This is a genomic window from Streptomyces sp. 796.1 (genome assembly GCF_047525675.1).
Classification (GTDB): Bacteria; Actinomycetota; Actinomycetes; order Streptomycetales; family Streptomycetaceae; genus Streptomyces.
In genome coordinates this window covers 32,363-51,762 of sequence record NZ_JBLIWA010000047.1, presented here as the reverse complement: position 1 = coordinate 51,762, position 19,400 = coordinate 32,363, and the positions used below count along the sequence as shown (strand labels likewise).

Annotated in this window: 12 protein-coding genes; 7 read left to right on the top strand and 5 right to left on the bottom strand. The window is 75.8% G+C overall.

Annotation, left to right across the window (positions count from 1 at the left end; translation table 11 throughout):
• Positions 1-1,308 (bottom strand): helix-turn-helix domain-containing protein (locus ACMA1D_RS27425; RefSeq protein ID WP_414726685.1); only part of this gene is annotated, 1,308 nt, incomplete at its 3' end.
• Between the two features lie 888 nt (positions 1,309-2,196).
• Here ACMA1D_RS27425 and ACMA1D_RS27420 point away from each other — a divergent pair.
• From ACMA1D_RS27420 to ACMA1D_RS27410, 3 genes are all read left to right on the top strand, one after another.
• A complete protein-coding gene (locus tag ACMA1D_RS27420; RefSeq protein WP_414726684.1) occupies positions 2,197-5,496 on the top strand; it encodes a protein phosphatase 2C domain-containing protein in 3,300 nt (1,099 codons plus the stop codon).
• A 102-nt stretch (positions 5,497-5,598) separates the two neighbouring features.
• A complete protein-coding gene (locus tag ACMA1D_RS27415) occupies positions 5,599-7,341 on the top strand; it encodes a pyruvate dehydrogenase (protein ID WP_414726683.1) in 1,743 nt (580 codons plus the stop codon).
• A gap of 130 nt (positions 7,342-7,471) precedes the next feature.
• Positions 7,472-8,083, top strand: a complete 612-nt coding sequence (locus ACMA1D_RS27410) for an ATP-binding protein (RefSeq protein WP_414726682.1) — start codon at positions 7,472-7,474, stop codon at positions 8,081-8,083.
• A gap of 122 nt (positions 8,084-8,205) precedes the next feature.
• Here the strand turns inward: ACMA1D_RS27410 and ACMA1D_RS27405 are convergent, their stop codons facing one another.
• A complete protein-coding gene (locus tag ACMA1D_RS27405; RefSeq protein WP_414726681.1) occupies positions 8,206-9,297 on the bottom strand; it encodes a DUF2637 domain-containing protein in 1,092 nt (363 codons plus the stop codon).
• A 387-nt stretch (positions 9,298-9,684) separates the two neighbouring features.
• Positions 9,685-10,515, bottom strand: coding sequence for a (2Fe-2S)-binding protein (locus tag ACMA1D_RS27400; RefSeq protein ID WP_414726691.1), 831 nt, complete (start codon positions 10,513-10,515; stop codon positions 9,685-9,687).
• A gap of 147 nt (positions 10,516-10,662) precedes the next feature.
• Here ACMA1D_RS27400 and ACMA1D_RS27395 point away from each other — a divergent pair, with 147 nt between their 5' ends.
• A complete protein-coding gene (locus ACMA1D_RS27395) occupies positions 10,663-11,346 on the top strand; it encodes a GntR family transcriptional regulator (protein ID WP_414726680.1) in 684 nt (227 codons plus the stop codon).
• A 423-nt stretch (positions 11,347-11,769) separates the two neighbouring features.
• Here the strand turns inward: ACMA1D_RS27395 and ACMA1D_RS27390 are convergent, their stop codons facing one another.
• Positions 11,770-12,612, bottom strand: coding sequence for a hypothetical protein (locus ACMA1D_RS27390; protein ID WP_414726690.1), 843 nt, complete (start codon positions 12,610-12,612; stop codon positions 11,770-11,772).
• A 770-nt stretch (positions 12,613-13,382) separates the two neighbouring features.
• Here ACMA1D_RS27390 and ACMA1D_RS27385 point away from each other — a divergent pair.
• Positions 13,383-15,008: a phosphodiester glycosidase family protein gene (locus tag ACMA1D_RS27385; protein ID WP_414726679.1), complete on the top strand. Its 1,626-nt coding sequence runs from the start codon at positions 13,383-13,385 to the stop codon at positions 15,006-15,008.
• Positions 15,009-15,342: 334 nt separating this feature from the next.
• On the opposite strand, the gene ACMA1D_RS27380 is transcribed toward ACMA1D_RS27385, so the two are convergent.
• Positions 15,343-17,019 (bottom strand): PucR family transcriptional regulator, encoded by a 1,677-nt coding sequence (locus ACMA1D_RS27380; RefSeq protein ID WP_414726678.1) that lies wholly within the window; start codon positions 17,017-17,019, stop codon positions 15,343-15,345.
• 603 nt (positions 17,020-17,622) lie between these two features.
• Here ACMA1D_RS27380 and ACMA1D_RS27375 point away from each other — a divergent pair.
• A complete protein-coding gene (locus ACMA1D_RS27375; protein WP_414726677.1) occupies positions 17,623-18,558 on the top strand; it encodes an FAD binding domain-containing protein in 936 nt (311 codons plus the stop codon).
• A partial coding sequence (locus ACMA1D_RS27370; protein WP_414726676.1) for a (2Fe-2S)-binding protein occupies positions 18,543-19,400 on the top strand: 858 nt, incomplete at its 3' end. The genes ACMA1D_RS27375 and ACMA1D_RS27370, both read left to right, overlap by 16 nt.

The following is a 19,400-nucleotide window of genomic DNA, read 5'->3' as shown; positions in this document are numbered from 1 at the left end:
GCCGCGGGTCGGGCCCGGGCGCGGGGCCTCGGCCGGCTGCGGGGCGGTGGGCACGGGCGCGTACGCGGCGGGGCCCGGGGCGTCGGCCTGCGGGCGGCGCCGGGGGCGCGGCACGGCGGGCGGGGCGCGGTGGGGGGCGGGCGCGCTGTCGGGACCACTGGTCGTGCCGGTGTCGCCCGTGCCGGGAGCGCCGGCGGGGCGGGGGAGCCAGCGGTGCTCGTACGCGTGCCAGCCCAGTTGCAGCCGGGTCGTCACGCCGGCCAGGTCCATCAGGCCCTTCACCCGGCGCTGCACGGTGCGCAGGCCCAGATCGAGGTGCTTGGCGACGCTCGCATCGGTGAGGCCGGCGAGCAGCAGCGACAGGATGTCGAGGTCCGTCGGGTCCGGGCAGCCGGGCTCCGCCGGCGGCGCGGTGGGCGCGTCGCCGGGCGTGTCGAGCCGTAGCGGGACCGCCTCCCGCCACACCGTCTCGAAGAGCGTCAGCAGCGCCACGAGCAGCCCGCTGGGGCGCACGACCAGCGCATCGGGCTCGCCGACCGCCCGCTCCTGCGCTCCGGGGCGCGCCCCGTCGGGCCGTTCGTCGGCCGACCACCGTGCCGCCGGCGCCCGCGAGGTGTCGTACGGGCCGGTGCCGGGGCAGACCGCCGGGCCCGCGGCGGGCTCCGTCCGCGTGGGGCGCTCCAGGGTCACCAGGGCCAGCCGGCCGTCCGCGGCCAGCAGGGTCGTCGGCAGCCGGTCGACCACGCGGATCTGGGCGCCGTAGCCGGCCCCGAGGGCGGCGCAGAGTTCGCCCAGCGCGGTGGGGCGGGCCAACAGCGCCCGCTCCAGCACCACGCGGTGCCGCACCCCGTACCGCGCGGGCCCGCCCACCGGCAGCCGCTCCGTACCCGGTATCAGGGCGCACAACTCGTCGTCCGCGGCGGCGAGCAACTGCTGTGCCCGGCGGCCGATGGCGCCCGCACCGCAGGCGATCTCGACGACGTCGGGAGCGTCGGCGCCGGTCGCGCAGCCGCTCCGGTACGCGTCGGCCAGCGCCGCCGCGGCCTGTTCGGCGCGCGCCAACTCGTCCCGGCGCTGGGTGAGCAGGGTGCCGAGCGCGGTGTTCGGCGGTACGGCGAACCAGCGCCTGGCCGGGCCCGACGAGCGCGCCGCGAGCCCCTGCCGCTCCAACTGGTGCAGGGCCTGCTCGGTGTCCGCCTCCGCGCGGGTCAGCAGGCGGGCGAGCGCGGGAACCTCGACGCTGCCGAGCCGCACCAGGGCCCGGTAGGCGGACTCCTGCACCTCGTCCAGACCCAGTGCACTCAGCATGCGCGCCCTCCAAGAAGCCGGTTAGCGAAAGCCGGTGAACGAAACCTGGTCGATGACGAACGGCGACGGGAACGTGCCGCGAGCACATCCTTGCACTGGGCGGCGCGTTCCTGACCAGTCGTTCGGCGGGGAACGGCGCGACGGGGCGATGCGGCCCACGGGTCCCGCCCCGGTCGGGGACGTTCTCGGCTTCCGGTCCGCGGACGGGGCGCGCGGTGGACAATGTGGGCCATGAGCCAGCAGGGGGAAGATCGGCACGGCCACGAGGACGACTGGTGGCAGCAGTTGTACGAAACGGACCAGGGGGACACCGGCCCGGCCGGTGCGCGGGATTCCCTGGACGACCGCTACGACTCGGCAGCCCGGGCATTCGTCACGCCCGATGCGCCCACGGACACTCCGGCCGATGCCTCGGCCGATGCGCGTTCCGCGGCGCCTGCCGCGGCCTCGCAGGCGCCTGCCGCGCCGCCGCACTCGGTGCCGGCGACCCCCGCCGCGAGACCGCCGCGGGCACCGCGACCGGGCGGGGCGACGGGACCGGTTGCGCCGGCTGACCCAGCCAAACCGGTGGGCGTCGGGGATTCGTCGGAAGCCAACGGGTCGGTGGGGCCCGTGCGTAGGGCGGAGGGAATTGGGGCGGCGGCTTCGGCTGATCCCGCTTCGGCTGCTCCTGGCCCGGCTGCGGCTGCGGCTGCGCCGGCCGCGCCCGCTCCGACCGTGTCCGCCCCGACTGCGCCGGCTGCCCCGACCGCGCCGGCCGCGCCCGCGCAAGCCACGCCCACCCCGACTGGCCCGGCTGGGCCGATCGAGCCCGCTCCGGCCGCCCCGGTCGGGCGGGCGCCGGGGGAGGAGCCGGCCGGGCCCGGGGCGTCGGCCCCGTCCGCCGCCGTGGCGGGTTCGCCGGGTTCGGACGAACCGGTCCAGCCGTCCGCCGCGACCGAATGGGAACGCCTGGTCCAGGCGGTGGACCCGTCTCCGTCCGTCCCCGTACCGCCCGATCCGCCGGCGCGCTCAGCCGTGGCCCCGCCGCCCCCGTCCCCGCAGCGTCCGCAGGACCGGGAAGACGAGCAGGGCCAGCAGGGCCAGGAGAACCAGGAGAGTCCACGAGGCCGGCAGGGCCGGGAAAGCCAGCAGGACCAGCAGGACCAGCAGGGCCAGGAGAACCCGCAGAGCGGGCGGGGGCCGGCCGCCGGACCCTCCGTGGCGGAGCCCGCCACATCCGCCCCGGCCGCCCCACCGCAGTCGGCGGTGGCTCCGGCGCCGGGTGAGCAGCCGCAGGACCAGCCGACGCCACCGGCCAGGACCGAGGTGCCCGACGACCTGGCCGAACCCGACGACCTGGCCTGGTGGGAGCAGCCCGCGGCCGTACAGGCGTTGGCCTGGTGGGAAGGGCCCACCACGACTGAGGACCCGGCGCCCCCGGCCCCGCCCGAGGCCCAGCCCGCGGCCCCGTCTCCGGCGTCGTCCCCGGCCCCGTCCGGGCAGGACCCCGCGTACGAGGGCACGTCCTCGGCGCCGTACGGCGACTCCCCGCAAGGTGACCTTCCGCGAAGGAGCCCGTCGCACGGCCGAGACGTCCCGTACGACCAGACTCTGGACGACCAGGTGCCGTACGACCGAGTTCCGTACGACCAAGAGTTGGACGACCAGGTTCCGTACGGCCAAGCTCCGTACGGCCAAGCCGCGGACGGCGAGACCCTGGAGACCCCGGCGCGCACGGAGGCCCCGGAGACCACGGAGCGCGCGGCGCACCCGGCCGCCTCGGCACGCACCGACGGCCCGGAGGAGCCACCGGCGTCTGACGCCGGACAGCCCGTCAGCCCCGGACAGCCCGTCAGCCCCGGGCAGCCGTCGGCCTCCCCGGCCCCGCCCACCACCCAGTCCCCCTCCTCAGCCACACCGTCCTCCCTCACCCCAACCCCAACCCCAGAGCCACCCCCAACCCCGACTTCAGCGCTCACCCCGGCCCCTGCCCCGGCCCCCGCTCCCGACGCCGTCGATGGCCCGTCGTCGGGCGAGCCCGCGCCGTGGGAGGTGGGCGCTGCCGGTCGCGCGTACGGAGCCGGTGCGGAGACGGCGGCGCCGGGCCGGATGTTCGGGGCGGACGCGTGGGACGCGCGGATATCCGGCGACGGTGCGGGTGCCGGCCCCGCCGGCGCGACCGGCGATGAGGGCCGGCCCAACCCCGCAAGCGCCAACCACCCCACCCCCGCAAGCGCCAGCCACCCCACGCCCACGGACACCAGCCACCCCACCCTCGTGGGCACCGACGGTTCCGTCGCCGGGGCGGTCAGGCCCGCGGCCGGTTGGCCGTGGGACGTCTCGTTCGGTGGCGGGCCGCGTGCGACCGCCGGGCCGGAAGCAGTACGTGGCCCGGGGGCGCAACCGGCGGCGCCCGGCGGCCCCGCCCCAACAGCCAGCTCCGTGCCTGCCGCGCGGGCGCCGTGGGAGCCGCCGCTGCCGCCAGGCTCCGGAGCCGGCGCGCCCGGTCTGCCCGGCTACGGGACGCCCGCCGGGTTCGCGATGGCCAGCCCGACGACGCCGCGTAACGCCCTCGCCGCCCCCGCGGCGGCCGGTACCCGTCCCGCGCCGGGCGACCCCGCGGCCGGCCCCCGCCCCGTGCCAGGAGCCACCGCGGCCGGCACCACCGCCACCCCGACGAGCCCCACCACGGCTGCCAGCCCCACCGCAGCCCCGGGGCCCACCCACCCCGCCCACGGCGCCAGCACCAACACGGGAGCCACGGCCGGCCCGGGCCCCGTACCGCCCCCCGCCGCCGCAACCGAAGCCATCACGAGCACCACCACCCCCAGCACCACCACCCCCAGCACCACCACCCCCAGCACCACCACCCCCGCCCCCGTCGCGAACGCCGCCCCCGCGCCGGACGCCACCACCCCCGCGAACCCCACCCCCGACCCCACGGGCCACCTCGCGGCAGCGCCCGCCAGCACCCCCGGCACACCGCCCCCCACGTCCCCCGGTGCGCCCGCCGACACAGCCCCAGCCACGCCCGTGACGCCCGCCGCGGCCACCCCCGTGCCCGCCCCCGCCGCGGCCGACGCGCCGCCGCAGCCCGTCGACCCGTCCGGGGCCCGCCCCTTCCTGCCGGGTCAGCCGCGGGGTGAGGGGGAGTTCATCGGGGTCAGGCCGCCCACCTACGAGGCCCAGCCGACCGCGCTGCCGCAGGCCGACGCCGCCGATCTGGACGGGCTGGTGCCCGACACTGCGCTGGACGGCGCCCGGTACGGGCCGCTGACCCTGCGCGCCGCCTCCTCGCGCGGCGACTCCGCCAGGTACCGCGGCGAGCCGCGCCGCGACGCGCTGCTCACGGCTCGTTTCGGCACCGGTGACGACGCGCTGCTGCTGGTGGCCGTCGCCAGCGGGGTGCGGGCGGCGCCCGACGCGCACCGTGCGGCCCACTACCTGTGCACCGCGATCGCCGGGGCGATCGGCCGCAGTGCCGCCCGACTGGCCGACGACATTCGCGGCGGACGCCGGGCCGCCCTCAAGTCGGGGCTGCAACGGCTCACCGACCGGGCGTACGGGCGGCTGCGCGCGCAGGCCGCCGAGCGCGGGCTCGACCCGGCCGAGCACACCGCCGCGCTGCGCTGCCTGCTGCTGCCGGTCGCGCCCGGCTGCCGGACCCGGGTGTTCTTCGGGGTCGGCGAAGGCGGTCTGTTCCGGCTGCGCGACGGCGCCTGGCAGGACCTGGAGCCCGCCGTCCCGGACTCCGACGCGGGGCCGCTCGACGAGCCGACCGCGGTCCTCGCCCGCCGCCGCCCCGGCGCCGGCCCCGCGGCCACCGCGGCCACCGCGCCCACCCCGGGCCCGCTGGCCGACCCGCGGGTGGCAGCCGCCCCGCCGGCTGCCGACGCGTACGGCGCCGAGCCCGCGTCGACAGCCGCGCCCGCGCCCGCGGCCGGTGCCGCAGACGCCTCGCCCGCCGCCCGGGCCGCGGAGCCGTTCAGGTTCCTGGCCTCCGTCGCCCGGCCGGGCGACGCGCTGCTGTTGTGCAGCCCGGGCCTGGCCGAACCGTTCAGCGGCGTCCCCGCGTTCGCCGACGCGCTGCGTCAGCGGTGGTCGCAGGGGGAACCGCCGGGTCTCGCCGCCTTCCTCACCGACGTGCGGCTGCGCGTCAAGGGGTACGCGGACGACCGTACGGCGGTCGCCGTCTGGGAGGCGTAACCACGCCGTTCGTGGGTTGATGGGAGGAACCGGGGGCACCCGGCCACCGTGCGGGTGGCCGGCCCCGGCAGCCCGGGACCCAGCGGAAGGGGCGAGCGCGCGATGGCGAAGCAGACCGTGGCCGAGCAGGTGGTGGACACCCTCGTACGGGCCGGGGTGCAGCGGATGTACGGCGTGGTGGGTGACAGCCTCAACCCGATCACCGACGCGATCCGCCGCAACGCGGACATCGACTGGGTGCAGGTGCGCCACGAGGAGACGGCCGCCTTCGCCGCCGGCGCCGAGGCCCAGCTCACCGGCTCCCTCGCGGCCTGCGCGGGCTCCTGCGGGCCGGGCAACGTACACCTGGTCAACGGCCTGTACGACGCACACCGCTCGATGGCCCCGGTGCTCGCCATCGCCGCCCAGATCCCCAGCAGCGAGATCGGCACCGGCTACTTCCAGGAGACCCACCCCGACCAGTTCTTCCGCGAGTGCAGCCACTACAGCGAGCTGATCTCCAACGCCCGACAGATGCCCCGGGTGCTCCAGACCGCGGTGCAGCACGCCATCGGACGCGGTGGCGTCAGCGTGGTCGCGCTCCCCGGCGACGTGGCCGCCCAACAGGCCCCCGAACGGGCCGTCGAGCACGCCCTGATGACCTCACGGCCCTCGGTGCGCCCCGGTGACGCCGAGATCGCTGAGCTGGCCAGGCTGGTGGACGGGGCAGAGCGCGTCACCCTCTTCTGCGGCAGCGGTACGGCTGGCGCCCACGACGAGGTGATGGAGTTCGCCGAGCGGGTCAAGGCGCCGGTGGGGCACGCGCTGCGCGGCAAGGAGTGGATCCAGTACGAGAATCCTTTTGATGTCGGAATGAGCGGCCTGCTCGGCTACGGCGCCGCCTATGAGGCCACCCACGAGTGCGACCTGCTGATCCTGCTGGGCACCGACTTCCCGTACAACGCCTTCCTGCCGGACGACGTGAAGATCGTGCAGGTCGACGTGCGGCCCGAGCACCTGGGGCGGCGCTCCACGCTGGCGCTCGCCGTCTGGGGCGACGTGCGCGAGACGCTGCGCTGTCTGACGCCGATGGTGCGGGTCAAGAACAACCGCAAGTTCCTCGACCGGATGCTGCGCAAGCACGCCTCGGCACTGGAAGGGGTCGTCAAGGCGTACACCCGCAAGGTAGACAAACACATCCCCATCCATCCGGAATTCGTCGCATCGGTACTGGACGAAGAGGCGTCCGACGATGCGGTCTTCACCGTTGACACCGGGATGTGCAACGTCTGGGCGGCCCGCTATCTGACGCCCAACGGCCGGCGCCGGGTGATCGGTTCCTTCACCCACGGCTCGATGGCCAACGCGCTGCCGCAGGCGATCGGCGCCCAGTTCCTCGACCGGGGGCGGCAGGTCGTCTCCATGTCGGGCGACGGCGGGTTCTCGATGCTGATGGGCGACCTGCTCACGCTGGTCCAGTACGAACTGCCGGTGAAGATCGTGCTGTTCAACAACTCCTCGCTGAACATGGTCGAGCTGGAAATGCTGGTCGCGGGCCTCCCGGCCTACGGCACGGGCAATCACAACCCGGACTTCGCGGAGATCGCCCGGGCCGCGGGCGCCTACGGGGTGCGCGTCGAGAAGCCCAAGCAGCTCCGCGGCGCGCTGCGGGACGCCTTCGCTCACCGCGGCCCGGCGCTCGTCGACGTCGTCACCGACCCGCACGCCCTGTCGATCCCGCCCAAGATCCGCGCGGAGATGGTGACCGGGTTCGCGCTCTCCGCCAGCAAGATCGTGCTGGACGGCGGGGTGGGGAAGATGGTGCAAATGGCCCGTTCAAACCTGCGCAACCTTCCCCGTATCTGAACATCCGTCCGGGCGTGCGGCCCCCTTGAACGGGCATGCATGTTCGGGAGCGCGCGTTCGATTCACCACGTACGCCTCACCGCGTACGTCGGAACTCGGGGATCAAGAGCGGACGTCGGGGCGGGGAGGTATGGAACGTCAGGCTGCGCGGCTGGGCGAAGCGGACTTCCGACGGACGGCCGGGATGGCCACCGTCGGGCGGGACGCCTCGGGGGAGACCGCACGGATCACCAGGCAGACCGGGAACGTCGCGGGGGAGGCCGGAAGGAGTGCCGGAGCCGTAGGAAGCAGCACGGCCGGGGAGCCGGGCGAGTGGCGCGGTTCGGCCGCGCCGGTCTTGACCTGGCGACTGGACCGGGGAGAGCTCGCCGGGATCGCGGATGTCCGGCGGGGGCTGCGGGAGTTGTTGCGCGGGTGCGGCGCCGACCCCGAGCGCAGCCACGTCGCCGAGGTGCTGATCAGCGAGTTGGTCACGAACGCCCTGGTGCACACCGACGGCGGCGCCGTCGTCCGGGCCCGGCTGCTGACCGGTGCCTCCGCCGCGCGGGGTGAACGACTCCGCTTCGAGGTCAGGGACTTCACCCGGCGCGCACCGCAGCCGCGCAAGGAGGCGACGCACGCCGGCACTTCGGGCCGCGGACTGCTCCTGGTCGACGCGATGGCGGACGCCTGGGGCGTGCGCGAGCACGGCGTGGGCAAGGCGGTCTGGTGCGAACTGGGCACGACCGGGAGCGAGGACTGACCACCGCCGGGCCGCACGGCCCGTACGACACCATCCGCGTTCCGGGCGCCTGACCCCGCACACGACCGCGGGGCCCGTACGGAAACGTCCGTACGGGCCCCGCGGGTGCTGGGTGGCCTGACTCAGCCGAACTGACGCTCAATCTCCGCCAGCTTCTCCTCCAGGGAGTCGAGCCGCGGAATCGTCAGGGTGTCGTCCTCGGCGGTCAGGTCAACGGTACGCGGGCGGCCTGGGGCCGCCGCGTCACCCTCCTTCTCCGTCTTGGTGACCGACTGCAATGCGGGTCGGGAGAGGACGGGAAGACCGCTAGCTGGCCGATCGTGGCCGGACGACTCCGGTATGGCGCTCTCCGAACTCAACTGCCCGGCCCCGGCCGGCAGCGCGCCCGAGGCGTCCACCTGCCGACCGCCGCGCCGGCCCCACATCCGGTGTTGCCGGTTGTAGGCCCGGATGCGGGCCCGGTCCAGCTTGTCCTGGTCGCGGCGGCGCTGCCGCTCCTGCTCCTTCTGCCGGCGGTCATCGCGCACCTCCTCGACGGCCTCGTCCAGCGTCCGCACGCCCTCCAGCAGCATCAACGACCAGGCGGCGAACGTCTCGCGGGGCGCGCGCAGCCAGCGCACGATGCGGATCTGCGGCAGCGGGCGCGGCACCAGGCCCTGCTCGCGCAGGGCGGCCCGGCGGGTCTGCTTCAGGGCCCGGTCGAAGAGGACGGCGGCCGACAGCGACATGCCGGCGAAGAAGTGCGGGGCGCCGGCGTGGCCCATGCCGCGCGGCGCGTGCACCCAGTTGAACCAGGCGGCGGCGCCGGCGAACGTCCACACCAGCAGTCGTGAGCCGAGCGCCGCGTCACCGTGGCTCGCCTCGCGCACCGCCAGCACCGAGCAGAACATGGCCGCGCCGTCGAGCCCGAACGGGACCAGGTACTCCCAGCCGCCGTCCAGGTTGAGGTTCTGCCGTCCGAAGCCCACCAGACCGTGGAAGGAGAGCGCGGCGGCGACGGCCGCGCAGCAGAACAGCAGCAGGTACGAGGCGCTGCCGTAGACGGCTTCCTTGCGCCGCCGGCGCTCCTCGCTGCGCTCCCAGGAGTCGACCGGCGCGGCGTCCTTGGCGGCTGCCTTCTGGCCGCGTGTCTTCAACGTCACCGCTACCGCGACTCCGACAACGGCTACGGCGACCGGCAGCGCCCAATCAAGCGATGTGTCGGTCAGTTTCATCCGATGCCCCTTGCCTCGCTTCCGTGACGTTGTGGCCGCAGTACGACCTATCGCGGGTCATCTTGACGGAACCGGGCCATGTCCTAGGGCGTTTCCGGGCAAGAGGACGCCAACGGAGACCTGGGGCATCCGGATAGGTGCGATGCGGGCCGAACGCGGGCACGAAGGCACCGCGTCGCGTTCGAGTCGCGAAACCCGATGGGGTGAATCTACCGCAAGTGATTGGTGTGATTGACCAGTTGGAGGGCGCTGAGCGGCGACGAATCTCGGCCTCGGCGGTGCATCGGCGTGCCGGGGGGCGTGCGTCGCCGACTGGCGGCGTGTCAGGGTCGTGATCCGTCCCGCGTGCGGGCTTCCGGCCCACCCGGACCGGTGGTTGACGCATGGTCAGTTCGCCGTCATGCGTCGCAGTCGCTCCGCGTCATCCGTGCGCGGGCACGTCACGCAGGTCTCGGCTGGGCGCAGCGTGTAGAAGAGGCAGCAACTCGCCCGGTCCCGGGTGCGCAACGGCTCCCCGGTCGGCCCGGTCAGCGTGCGGAAGCCCGCGCCGCCGACGTACGGGGCGGTGCCGCCCGGCAGCAGCGCGCGCACCGCGGCGAGCGTCTCCTGCTCCGCGCCGGTGAGCTGCCCGATGTGCCACAGGCCCTCGACGACCTCGTCGGTCGCCATGCCCCACAGGCCGCGACCGCCCCGGCGCAGCCGTGGCCGGAAGCCGTCGAGCACCGGCCCGAGGTGCTCGGCCGCCGCGGCCCGCACCGCGGCGCGCAGCGCCTCCTCGTCCGGCACCACCCGGGCGCCGGGGGTGGCGGCCAGCGGATCGTCCGGCAGGCAGGCGAACTCCGTGATGCGGACCGTCATCCGCCCCGACGTCCGGTGGAAGGAGACCCGCCCCACCGGCACCCGCGGCACCCGGCGCTGGAACAGCCAGGGGACGGTGATCAGCAGGGCGGCCGGCCAGGCGTAGCGGTGCAGTCCGAAGCTGGCGACCACGTCGGGCCGGCCGCGCTGCCCGTAGTCGCGCTCGATCTGCGCCGCGTCCCAGGTGAGGAAGGCGTCGACGGCGGGCCCGCCGGCGGCGAGTTCGGCGGCGGTGACCCAGCCGCCGCCCGAGCGCGGGTCCTGGTCGAGCACGGTCAGGGCGGGGTAGACGTCGGTGAGGCGGTCGTACGCCGCGAAGAGCGGGGCGGGCGGGGGGAGGGTCGGCACGGACACGGTCATCGGGACCACCGATCGCACGAGTCTCATCAGGTAAGGCTTACCTTACGCGAATGGATCGGTGTGGGAATTACCGCGCTATCCACCTATGGTGCAGGAAGCCTGGAAAGTCCAGGCCAAGGCTGAGCGGGACGCGGTAGGAGGACCCGAGTGGAGCAGCGCGCCCCACGGACGTCGGCGAGCGGCCGATCCGCAATGCCCGTCGCGCCATCCCCGCCGGCGGTGCTGCACCGTTTCTCCGTCCGCGACCAGGTGCTGGACGCCCTGCGCACCGCCCTGCTCGTCGGCGAGCTGACGCCGGGGCAGATCTACTCCGCGCCCTCGCTCGCCGACCGTTTCGGGGTCTCGGCGACACCGGTGCGCGAGGCGATGCAGCGGCTGGCGGCCGAGGGCGCGGTGGAGATCGTGCCCAACCGCGGCTTCCGCGTCGCCCAGCACTCCCCGCAACAGAGCGCCGAACTGGCCGAGGTGCGGGCGCTCCTCGAAGTCCCGGCGATGCTCCGGCTGGCCCGTGCCGTCCCCGCACCGCGCTGGGCCGCGCTCCAGCCGCTCGCCGACGCGGCGGCGCTCGCCGCCCACCGCGGCGACGCGGCCGGCTACGCGGACGCCGACCGGGCCTTCCACGGGGCGGTGCTCGGCCTCGGTGGCAACGGTCAACTCGTGCTGATCGCCGAGGAGTTGCACCGGCGTGCCCAGTGGTCGCCGCTCTCCGTTCGGGAACCGGCCGACCTCGTCGCGGACGCCGCCGAACACACGGCCCTGTTGAGCGCGCTCGCGGTGAGCGACCTGGCCACGGCGGAGAGCCTGATCCGCGCTCACTTCGCGTGGGGGTGACGGGCGGCGGCCCGGCCGTTGCGGGCCGGCTCGCCTGTGTCCCCGTCGTGCTTGCGCCCCGCCCCGTCAGCGGGCCGCCCCGCGCGGTGGCCCGTAACCCGCGCGTTCGCCCGTACCCGCGCGTCGGCCCGTACCCGCTCTTTGCGCACTGGCCCGTGCGTGCGACTGCCCGTACCCGCTCTTCGCACATCGGCCCGTGTGCGCGGCTGCCCGTAGCCGTCCGGCCGGTTCATGCCCCGGGTGCCGGCTCCTGCCCGTACGCCCGCCCGCACCGGAAGAGGTACGGGCGGACGTGAGTCCCGTCGGCAGGGTGGGCCGAGTGCGTCGGGCGAGCGGATGCGTCAGGTGTTTCGGGTGGGTGCGATGGTGCGGTGCTCGGAGTCCGGCGTGGTGCTCGGGGTGCCCGAGTACCGGGGTAGGGGGTCAGGTGGCCGGGGCGCTGGCGTCCGGTGCGGGTGGGGCCGCCGCGTCCTGGACTGCTTGGAGGCGGCGCGCGAGCCAGGTCGGCACGCCGCCGAGTAGCCGTACGAGCCGGGCGGCCTCGGCGCGCAGCCGGGCCGCCTCGGGTTCGGGCTCGACGCTGGCCAGGGCCACCAGGGCTGGGGCGATGCCGATCAGGTACCCCAACTCCTCCCGGATGCGCAGGGATTCGGCGAATCCGTGGCGTGCCTCCGCGCGGTCGCCGTTCTCCTCGGCCATGGCGGCCAGGTGCCGCCAGGTGAAGGAGCACAGCAGCGTGTCGCCGCGGGCCAGCGCCGCGGCGTGGGCCCGTTGGAACGCGGCCTGGGCGCTGGTCGCATTGCGCGACAGGTGCTGGGCCAGCAGGCCGCGCCGGAAGTCGAGCAGCGGGCGGGACCGCGAGTCGGGGCCGAGCAGCGCGGCCGACCGGCCGAGGGCGGCGCGTGCCTCGTCCGCCCGGTCGCGGTTGCCGAAGAGCGTGGCCGCGTAGGCGAGATGGCCGCGCTCACAGGCCGCCGCCCCGCGCTCGTCGTCGGTGTGCGCGATGGCCTCGGCCGCGCGCAGCGCGTCCTCGGCGGCCTCCCAGCCACTGGTGGTGAACATGCACTGTTCCGTCAGTACGGAACTGCGCAGGCGGGCCGCGGCCGGGTCGGTCGTGGCGAGCGGGCTGAGCAGTTCCGCGGCGTCGTGCCAGCAGCCGCGGGAACGCAGCCGCCATACCGCCGTGTGCAAGGGGTCGTCAGGGAAACCGGCATGGAACCCGCCCCCCGGTCCTATTACGGATTCCGACGATCCAGAACGTGACATGGCGGTGTCCGCCACATTGCCCTCCCCAAGCGCGCCATCGAGCCGGAAGTCGTGCGCGCATCTCAACACGGAATCCGGGGCCCGGCCAAGAGGTAGGTGTGAATTGATTCACAAACTTGGATCGCGGCTGACCAGGTATGGGCGCCCCACCAGTGGTAATGGGCCAGTCCCGGTGTCGACCGCCGGAAACGGCCTGCGCGGGCGGCGCGGACGGCTCCGCCGCGGCGCGCCACCGCCACCGCCCGGGCCGCGAAACGGCCGGCGGGGACGGGGGCGCGCCGGGCGCGTAGCCCGCCGGAGTCACCGCGCCGTGAACGGTGTCAACCACCTTGCAGAACAGGCGATTTCAGCCGCGCCGCGGCCCCAGTCACGACGGTGCGAGGAGCGTCACGGGCGCCGCGTACCCGTGCCGTACGGGGCGTCGCCGGCGTGCGGTCAGCGGACGCCTGGCGGCGTCGCGGCCGGTGCGCCGGGCGCTGCTGCGGCGCCGGTCGCCCGCCGGACCGCGGCCCCGGTGGCGCGCATGACCAGGGTGAACGCCGGGCACACGGCGACGCGGTGGCGGCCGGGCCCGCTCCCCGCGGTATCGCTTGTTCACCTCGGCGACGCCCGCGCGACGGCCCCACGTCCGGGACCGCTGTCAGGGTGCCGGCGAACCGCATGTCGCGGTTCGCCCAAGACAACGCCGCTGACGCCCTGGCCGAAAAGAGGCCGGCGGAACGCTTCGCCACAGTGCGCGAGCGGTCGAGAGTCGCTGAGGAGTGGACGACGTGTTCAAGGTGTCTAGCCGATCCCGCGCGCTGCGCCCCGCCGCGCTGGCGACGGTGCTCGTCGCGGCGCTGGTGGCGCCCGGCGCCACCGCCCAGGGGGCCGACGGCCCGCAGCGCGCCGCCTCCGACGCGAGCGCCACGCCGGCCCGGCACGGCGGGCACGGCCCGGGCAACGTCCCCGGGCCGCTGGCCGGCTGGGACCGGGACCGCCTCGCCGCCGGCGTCGACCTCTACCAGGGCGTGCTGGCCGGCAAGCCGGGCGCCGACCACTGGACGGTGACGGTACGCGGCGCCGCCGGTGCGCACCTGGTGTCCCAGGAGGCGGCCGGTGAACTGGCCGAGCGGCTGCGCGCGGCCGGCTTCCAGGCCAGGACCGAGCGCGTGGACTACCCGCGCGGCGCCGACCGCAGCGGGCTGCTCGGCGTACGGGTACGGGTGGGCGTCTTCGGCGGCCAGAACCAGGCCGACGCCCAGCGCAAGACCGTCGCGGCGGCCGGCTTCGACGCGGTCACCGAGTGGACCGGCGGCGACGGGACGCGGGGCACCGGCCTCGCGCAGGTGAAGGTGGCCGTCATCGACCCGGCCGCCTTCCGCGGGAGCCTCACCGGCAGCTACGGCACCCACGTGGCCGGGCGGGAGAACGTCAGCGACATCGCGGCGCAGACCGGCGCGCTGGTCGCGGTCAACGCCGGGTTCTTCGTCATGGAGGGCCGGGACGGGGTGCCCGGTGCGGCGGCGGGCATCGCCGCGTACGACGGCAAGCTCCAGAGCGCGGCCACCAACGGCCGGGTGGCGATGGTGCTGCGCGGCAACGGGCTGCGCCCGGAGTTCCGCCACCTGAGCACCGAACTGCGGGTGCGCGCGGGCCGCGCCGCCGAGGTCATCGACGGCATCAACCGCGTCCCCGGCAAGATCCGCAACTGCGGCGGCACCGGCGGCGACCTGCCCACCGAACGCCCGCTGCACGACGTGACCTGCACCGACCCGGACGAGATCGTCCGCTTCACCGGCGAACTCGGTGCGGACACCCCGGCTGGTGACGGCATCGAGGCCGTCATCGACGCCCGCGGGCAGGTCAGCGAGGTGCGCCCGCGCGGCGGCGCGGTACCGGCCGGCGGCAGTGTGCTGGCCGGCATCGGCGAGGGCGCGAAGTGGCTCCAGACGCACGCCACGGTGGGGCAGCGGGTCACCGTCGAGGAGAAGATCGTCGACGAGCGCGGCCGACGAGTACGGATCGGCCGGGGCGACGACATCGTCAGCGGCGGACCGCAACTGGTCAAGGACGGCCGGGTGGCCCTCGACTTCGCGGCCGACGGCACCGACCGTCCGGGCGAGCCGACGTTCGCGTACACCTGGGCCCTCAAGCGCAACCCGCGCACGGCGGTCGGCGTGGACGCCCGCGGCCGGCTGCTCCTGGTGACGTCGGCGGGCCGCCAGCCCGGCTACAGCGACGGCCTCGGCCTGCACGAGATGGCCGACCTGCTGCGTTCGCTGGGGGCCCGTCAGGCGATGGGCCTCGACGGTGGCGGCTCCTCGGGCATGGCCGTCAACGGCAAGCTGATCACGATGCCGTCGGACGCCACGGGCGAGCGCGCGGTGGGGGATGCGCTGCTGCTGAAGCGCTGATGCGCTGACGTGTTGACGCGCTGACCCGCTGACGCGCTGACCCGCTGACGCGCTGACGTGTTGATGCGCTGACGCGCTGGAGCGCTGACGCTTCGATGCGCCGATGTGTCGCCGTGTCGCCGGGCCGCTGGAGGGTGGCCCGGCCTCCGCGGTGGGCGGGGCCGCAGCCGCCAGTGCGGCCCCCCACCCCATGGCCCGGTCCCCCTTCGCGCGGGGACCGGGCCGCGGTCCGTCCGGCCGCGGTCCCGCCGCTTTCCCGCCGCCGGACGGGGGCGCGCGGCCCCGGCCCCGGGCAGCCACCTGTAGCGCCCGCCCGGGGAGCGTCGACCGGCCGTCAGGTCAGCCGCAGCGCCAGGAAGAAGTCCAACTTGTCTTCGAGCCGCGACAGGTCGCGGCCGGTGAGCTGTTCGATGCGGCCCACCCGGTAGCGCAGCGTGTTCACGTGCAGGTGGAGCCGGGCCGCGCAGCGGGTCCAGGAGCCGTCGGCGGCGAGGAACGCCTCCAGGGTGGGGATCAGTTCGGCCCGGTGGCGGCGGTCGTACTCGCGCAGCGGGTCGAGCAGCCTGGCGGTGAAGGCGCGCCGTACGTCGTCGGGGACGAACGGCAGCAGCAGGACGTGCGAGGCCAACTCCTGGTGGCCGGCCGCGCAGACGGTGCCGGGGCGGGCGGCGGCGACCCGGCGTGCGTGCCTGGCCTCCTCCACGGCGCCGCGCAGCCCCTCGGCCGACAGCACCGCCGCGCTGACCCCGATGGTGAGCCGGCCGTCGTCGGCCAGGCCACGGGCGAGCGGTTCGCACACCGCAGCCAGCAGCGCGTCGGCGTGCACCGTCGCATCGGCCCCCGGCCCGTCGCCGGCCAGCGCGGGCAGCGGCACCAGCGCCACCGCCTCGTCCCCGGTGTGGGCGACCGCGATCCGGTCCGAAGGCTCGGGACCCGGCGCCGCCGGGTCCACCAGGATCTCTTCGAGCAGCGCCCGGGCCACGGGCCCGCCCGGCACCTCGGCGCCGGCCCACTCCACCCGGGCCACCACCACCTGCCAGTGCGGCGCGCTGCCGAGTCCGGGCAGCAGCACCGGGGCTGCGACCCGCAGCCGCGCGGCGACCTCCGCCGGCGGTGCACCCGTCTGCACCAGTTCGAGCACTTCCTGGGCCAGCCGGCGCCGCACCGTACGGGCCGCGTCCCTGCGGTCGCGCTCGACGGCGATCAACTGGGTCACCCCGTACAGCAGGTCGAGCCGTTCCGCCGGCCAGTCGCCGGCGTCCGCCTCCACCGCCAGCAGCCAGTCCGACAGCACCGTCTCGCGCACCTCGCCGGCGGGCGCGCCGCGTCCGCTGTTGTGCACCGGGAAGAGCGAGTACGTGCCGGCGCCCGTGGTCAGCCGGTACGGGGGCGTGCGCCCGGCGCGCACCGCGGCCAGGTGTTCGCCGGCGAGCCTGGCCCGCAGCGCACCGGTCAGCGCGGGGCCCTCCCCGGCCACCGCCGAGCCCGCGATCTGCCGGCCGGCGGCCGACAGCACCCAGGCCCGCAGGTCGAGGTCGGTGCCGAGCAGGTCGAGCACCACCTCGGGGCCGCCGCCGGCGGGGCCCGAGGTCATCAGCCGGCGGTGGCGGTCGACGACGGCGGCCAGGTCGCCGGCCCGCTCGCTGGAGACCTGCCGCACCACGTGTTCGGTGATGGAGGCGAAGGCGACGTCCTCGACGACCGAGAACAGCGGCAGCCCGTGCCGGACACAGGCCAGCACCAGGTCCTCGGGGACCGCGCCGAGCTCCGCCTCACCGGCCGCGAGCCCGGCGACCCCGGCCGCCGTCAGGATGCGGACGAAGCGCTCGGAGTCGGCCGGCTCGCGGCGCCAGGCCAGGCCGGTGAGGACGAGTTCGCCGCCGGAGAGATAGCGGCTCGGGTCGCGCAGGTCGGTGGTCATCACGCCGCGCACGGTGCGGTCGAGCTCCTCCTCGCCGCCGAGCAGGCGCAGGCCAAGGGCGTCGGTTTCCAGCAGGGCGCGCAGCCGCATCGTCTCGTCAGCCGATCTGTCTCGTGGGGCGGGCCCGGGCGCCGGGCCGTGGGGCGCGGCACCCGGTGGGGTGGGCGTGTGGGGGCGTGCGGGGGAGGGCGGGTACGGCGCGGAGCGCGCGTACCCGGCACCCGGCCGTGCGGATCGGCCGGTACGGGGTACTCGTAGCCCAGGTCACGTGGGGCGATCGCCAGAGCCCGCGCTCCATGTCGTTCGTTCGAATCTACAAGACCGGGCTGCTGGCCAGCCAACCGCTGCCCGCACCGCTGCCCGCAGGGGCACGCACCGCGCCCGGTGCGGAGGCCCGACGGCCGCGTCGGACGGGCCGATGCACAGCCGTTCGCGCCCGATCAGTGCCCCGTACGGCCCGTACGGGATGCGCGTCGTACGCGCCGGACGCACGACGGGGGTACGGGCCGGGCGGATCAGTGAGCCGGACGGGTGAGTGAGCCGTGCGGCTCGTACGGGCGCGGGCCGTACGCACCGTACGAAGGAGAGGTCTGACGCACCGTACGAAGGAGCGGGCCGGCGCACCGGACGGGCGGGAGCGGGACCGGCCGGACGAGTGAGAAGCGCACGCGGAGAGCACGGGAGAGCACGAGCATGGAGTTCCTGCGCCCAGCCACCTGGGACGACGCGCTGGCCGCGAAGGCCGCGCACCCCGCCGCGGTGCCGATCGCCGGTGGCACGGACGTCATGGTCGACATCAACTTCGACCGCTGCCGCCCCACTCACCTCATCGACCTCACGCGGATCGGCGACCTGTACGGCTGGGAGGTCGGCGCGACCCGGGTGCGGCTCGGTGCCGCCGTCCCGTACGCCCGGATCACGGCCCGGCTGCGCGGCCCGCTGCCGGGTCTGGCGCTCGCCGCGGACACGGTGGGCTCCCCGCAGATCCGCAACCGCGGCAGCGTCGGCGGGAACCTCGGCTCCGCCTCGCCCGCCGGTGACTGCCATCCGGCCCTGCTGGCCGCCGGCGCGGAGGTGGAGGTGGCCTCGGTGCGCGGCACCCGGCTGATCCCGATCGACGCCTTCTTCACCGGCGTCAAGCGCTCGGCGCTGGCGCCCGACGAGCTGATCAGGGCGGTACGGATCGTCCGGGCGACCGGCCCGCAGCAGTTCGCCAAGGTCGGCACCCGCAACGCGATGGTGATCGCGGTGTGCGCGTTCGGCCTCGCGCTGCACCCGGCCGAGCGGCGGATCGGCACCGGCATCGGCTCGGCCGCGCCCACCCCGGTACGGGCCGGGGCAGCCGAGGAGTTCCTCGGGGCCGCGCTCGCCGAGGGTGACCACTGGACCAGCGGTCGGCCCGTACCGCCGGCCGTCGCCCGGCACTTCGCCGCCCTGGTCGCCGACGCCTGCCAGCCCATCGATGACGTACGCGGCAGCGCCGCCTACCGCAGGCACGCCGTGACGGTGCTGGCCCGCCGCGCCCTGGACCTGGCCTGGGCCGAGTACCGGGCCACGGGCGGCGACGCGCACCGGGCCGCGGACGGCGGGGAACCGGAAGGGGGCGCACCACGATGCGCGTCAGCATGACCGTCAACGGACGACCACAGACCGCGGACGACGTGTGGGAGGGCGAGAGCCTGCTGTACGTACTGCGTGAACGGTTCGGCCTTCCCGGCGCCAAGAACGCCTGTGAGCAGGGCGAATGCGGATCGTGCACGGTACGCGTCGACGGGGTGCCGGTCTGCGCCTGCCTGGTGGCCGCGGGCCAGGCGCACGGGCACGAGGTGCTGACGGTGGAGGGCCTTGCGGCGTACGCGGCGGAGCGTGCCGCGGCGGCGGGTGCGGGCCCGGGTGCGGGTGCTGAGGGTGCGGGCCCGGGTGCGAGTTCGGCGGGCGTGGGTCCGGCCGGCCCGTTGTGGCGCCCCGGGCAGGCAGCTTCGGAGTCCGGGGCTGCTGCTGGGCCTGGGGCTGCTTCGGGGGCCGGGCCTGCTGCGCAGTCCGGATCTGCTGCGCAGTCCGGATCTGACCCGGGGCCCGAGCCCGCTCCGCACCCAGGGCCCGCTCCGGCCCCCGGCCCCCATCCTGACCCGGCCGCCGCCGCCCCCGGCACCAGTCTCGACGCGGCCCGGCGTTGGCGGGCCAGGCCGGACGGGCCGGACGGCGGTGCGCTCGCCCCCGTCCAGCAGGCGTTCCTCGATGCGGGCGCCGTCCAGTGCGGGTTCTGCACGCCGGGGCTGTTGGTGGCGGCCGACGAACTCCTGGAGCGGGAGCCGGCCCCCTCCGACGCCGACGTGCGCGAGGCGCTCGCCGGCCACCTGTGCCGCTGCACCGGCTACGCCACGATCCTGGCCGCGGTCCACCTGGCCGCCGCGCGCACGGCGGGTGGGGACCGCGCCTCCCGGGCGGGCGGCGCGGGCCCCGCCGACCGG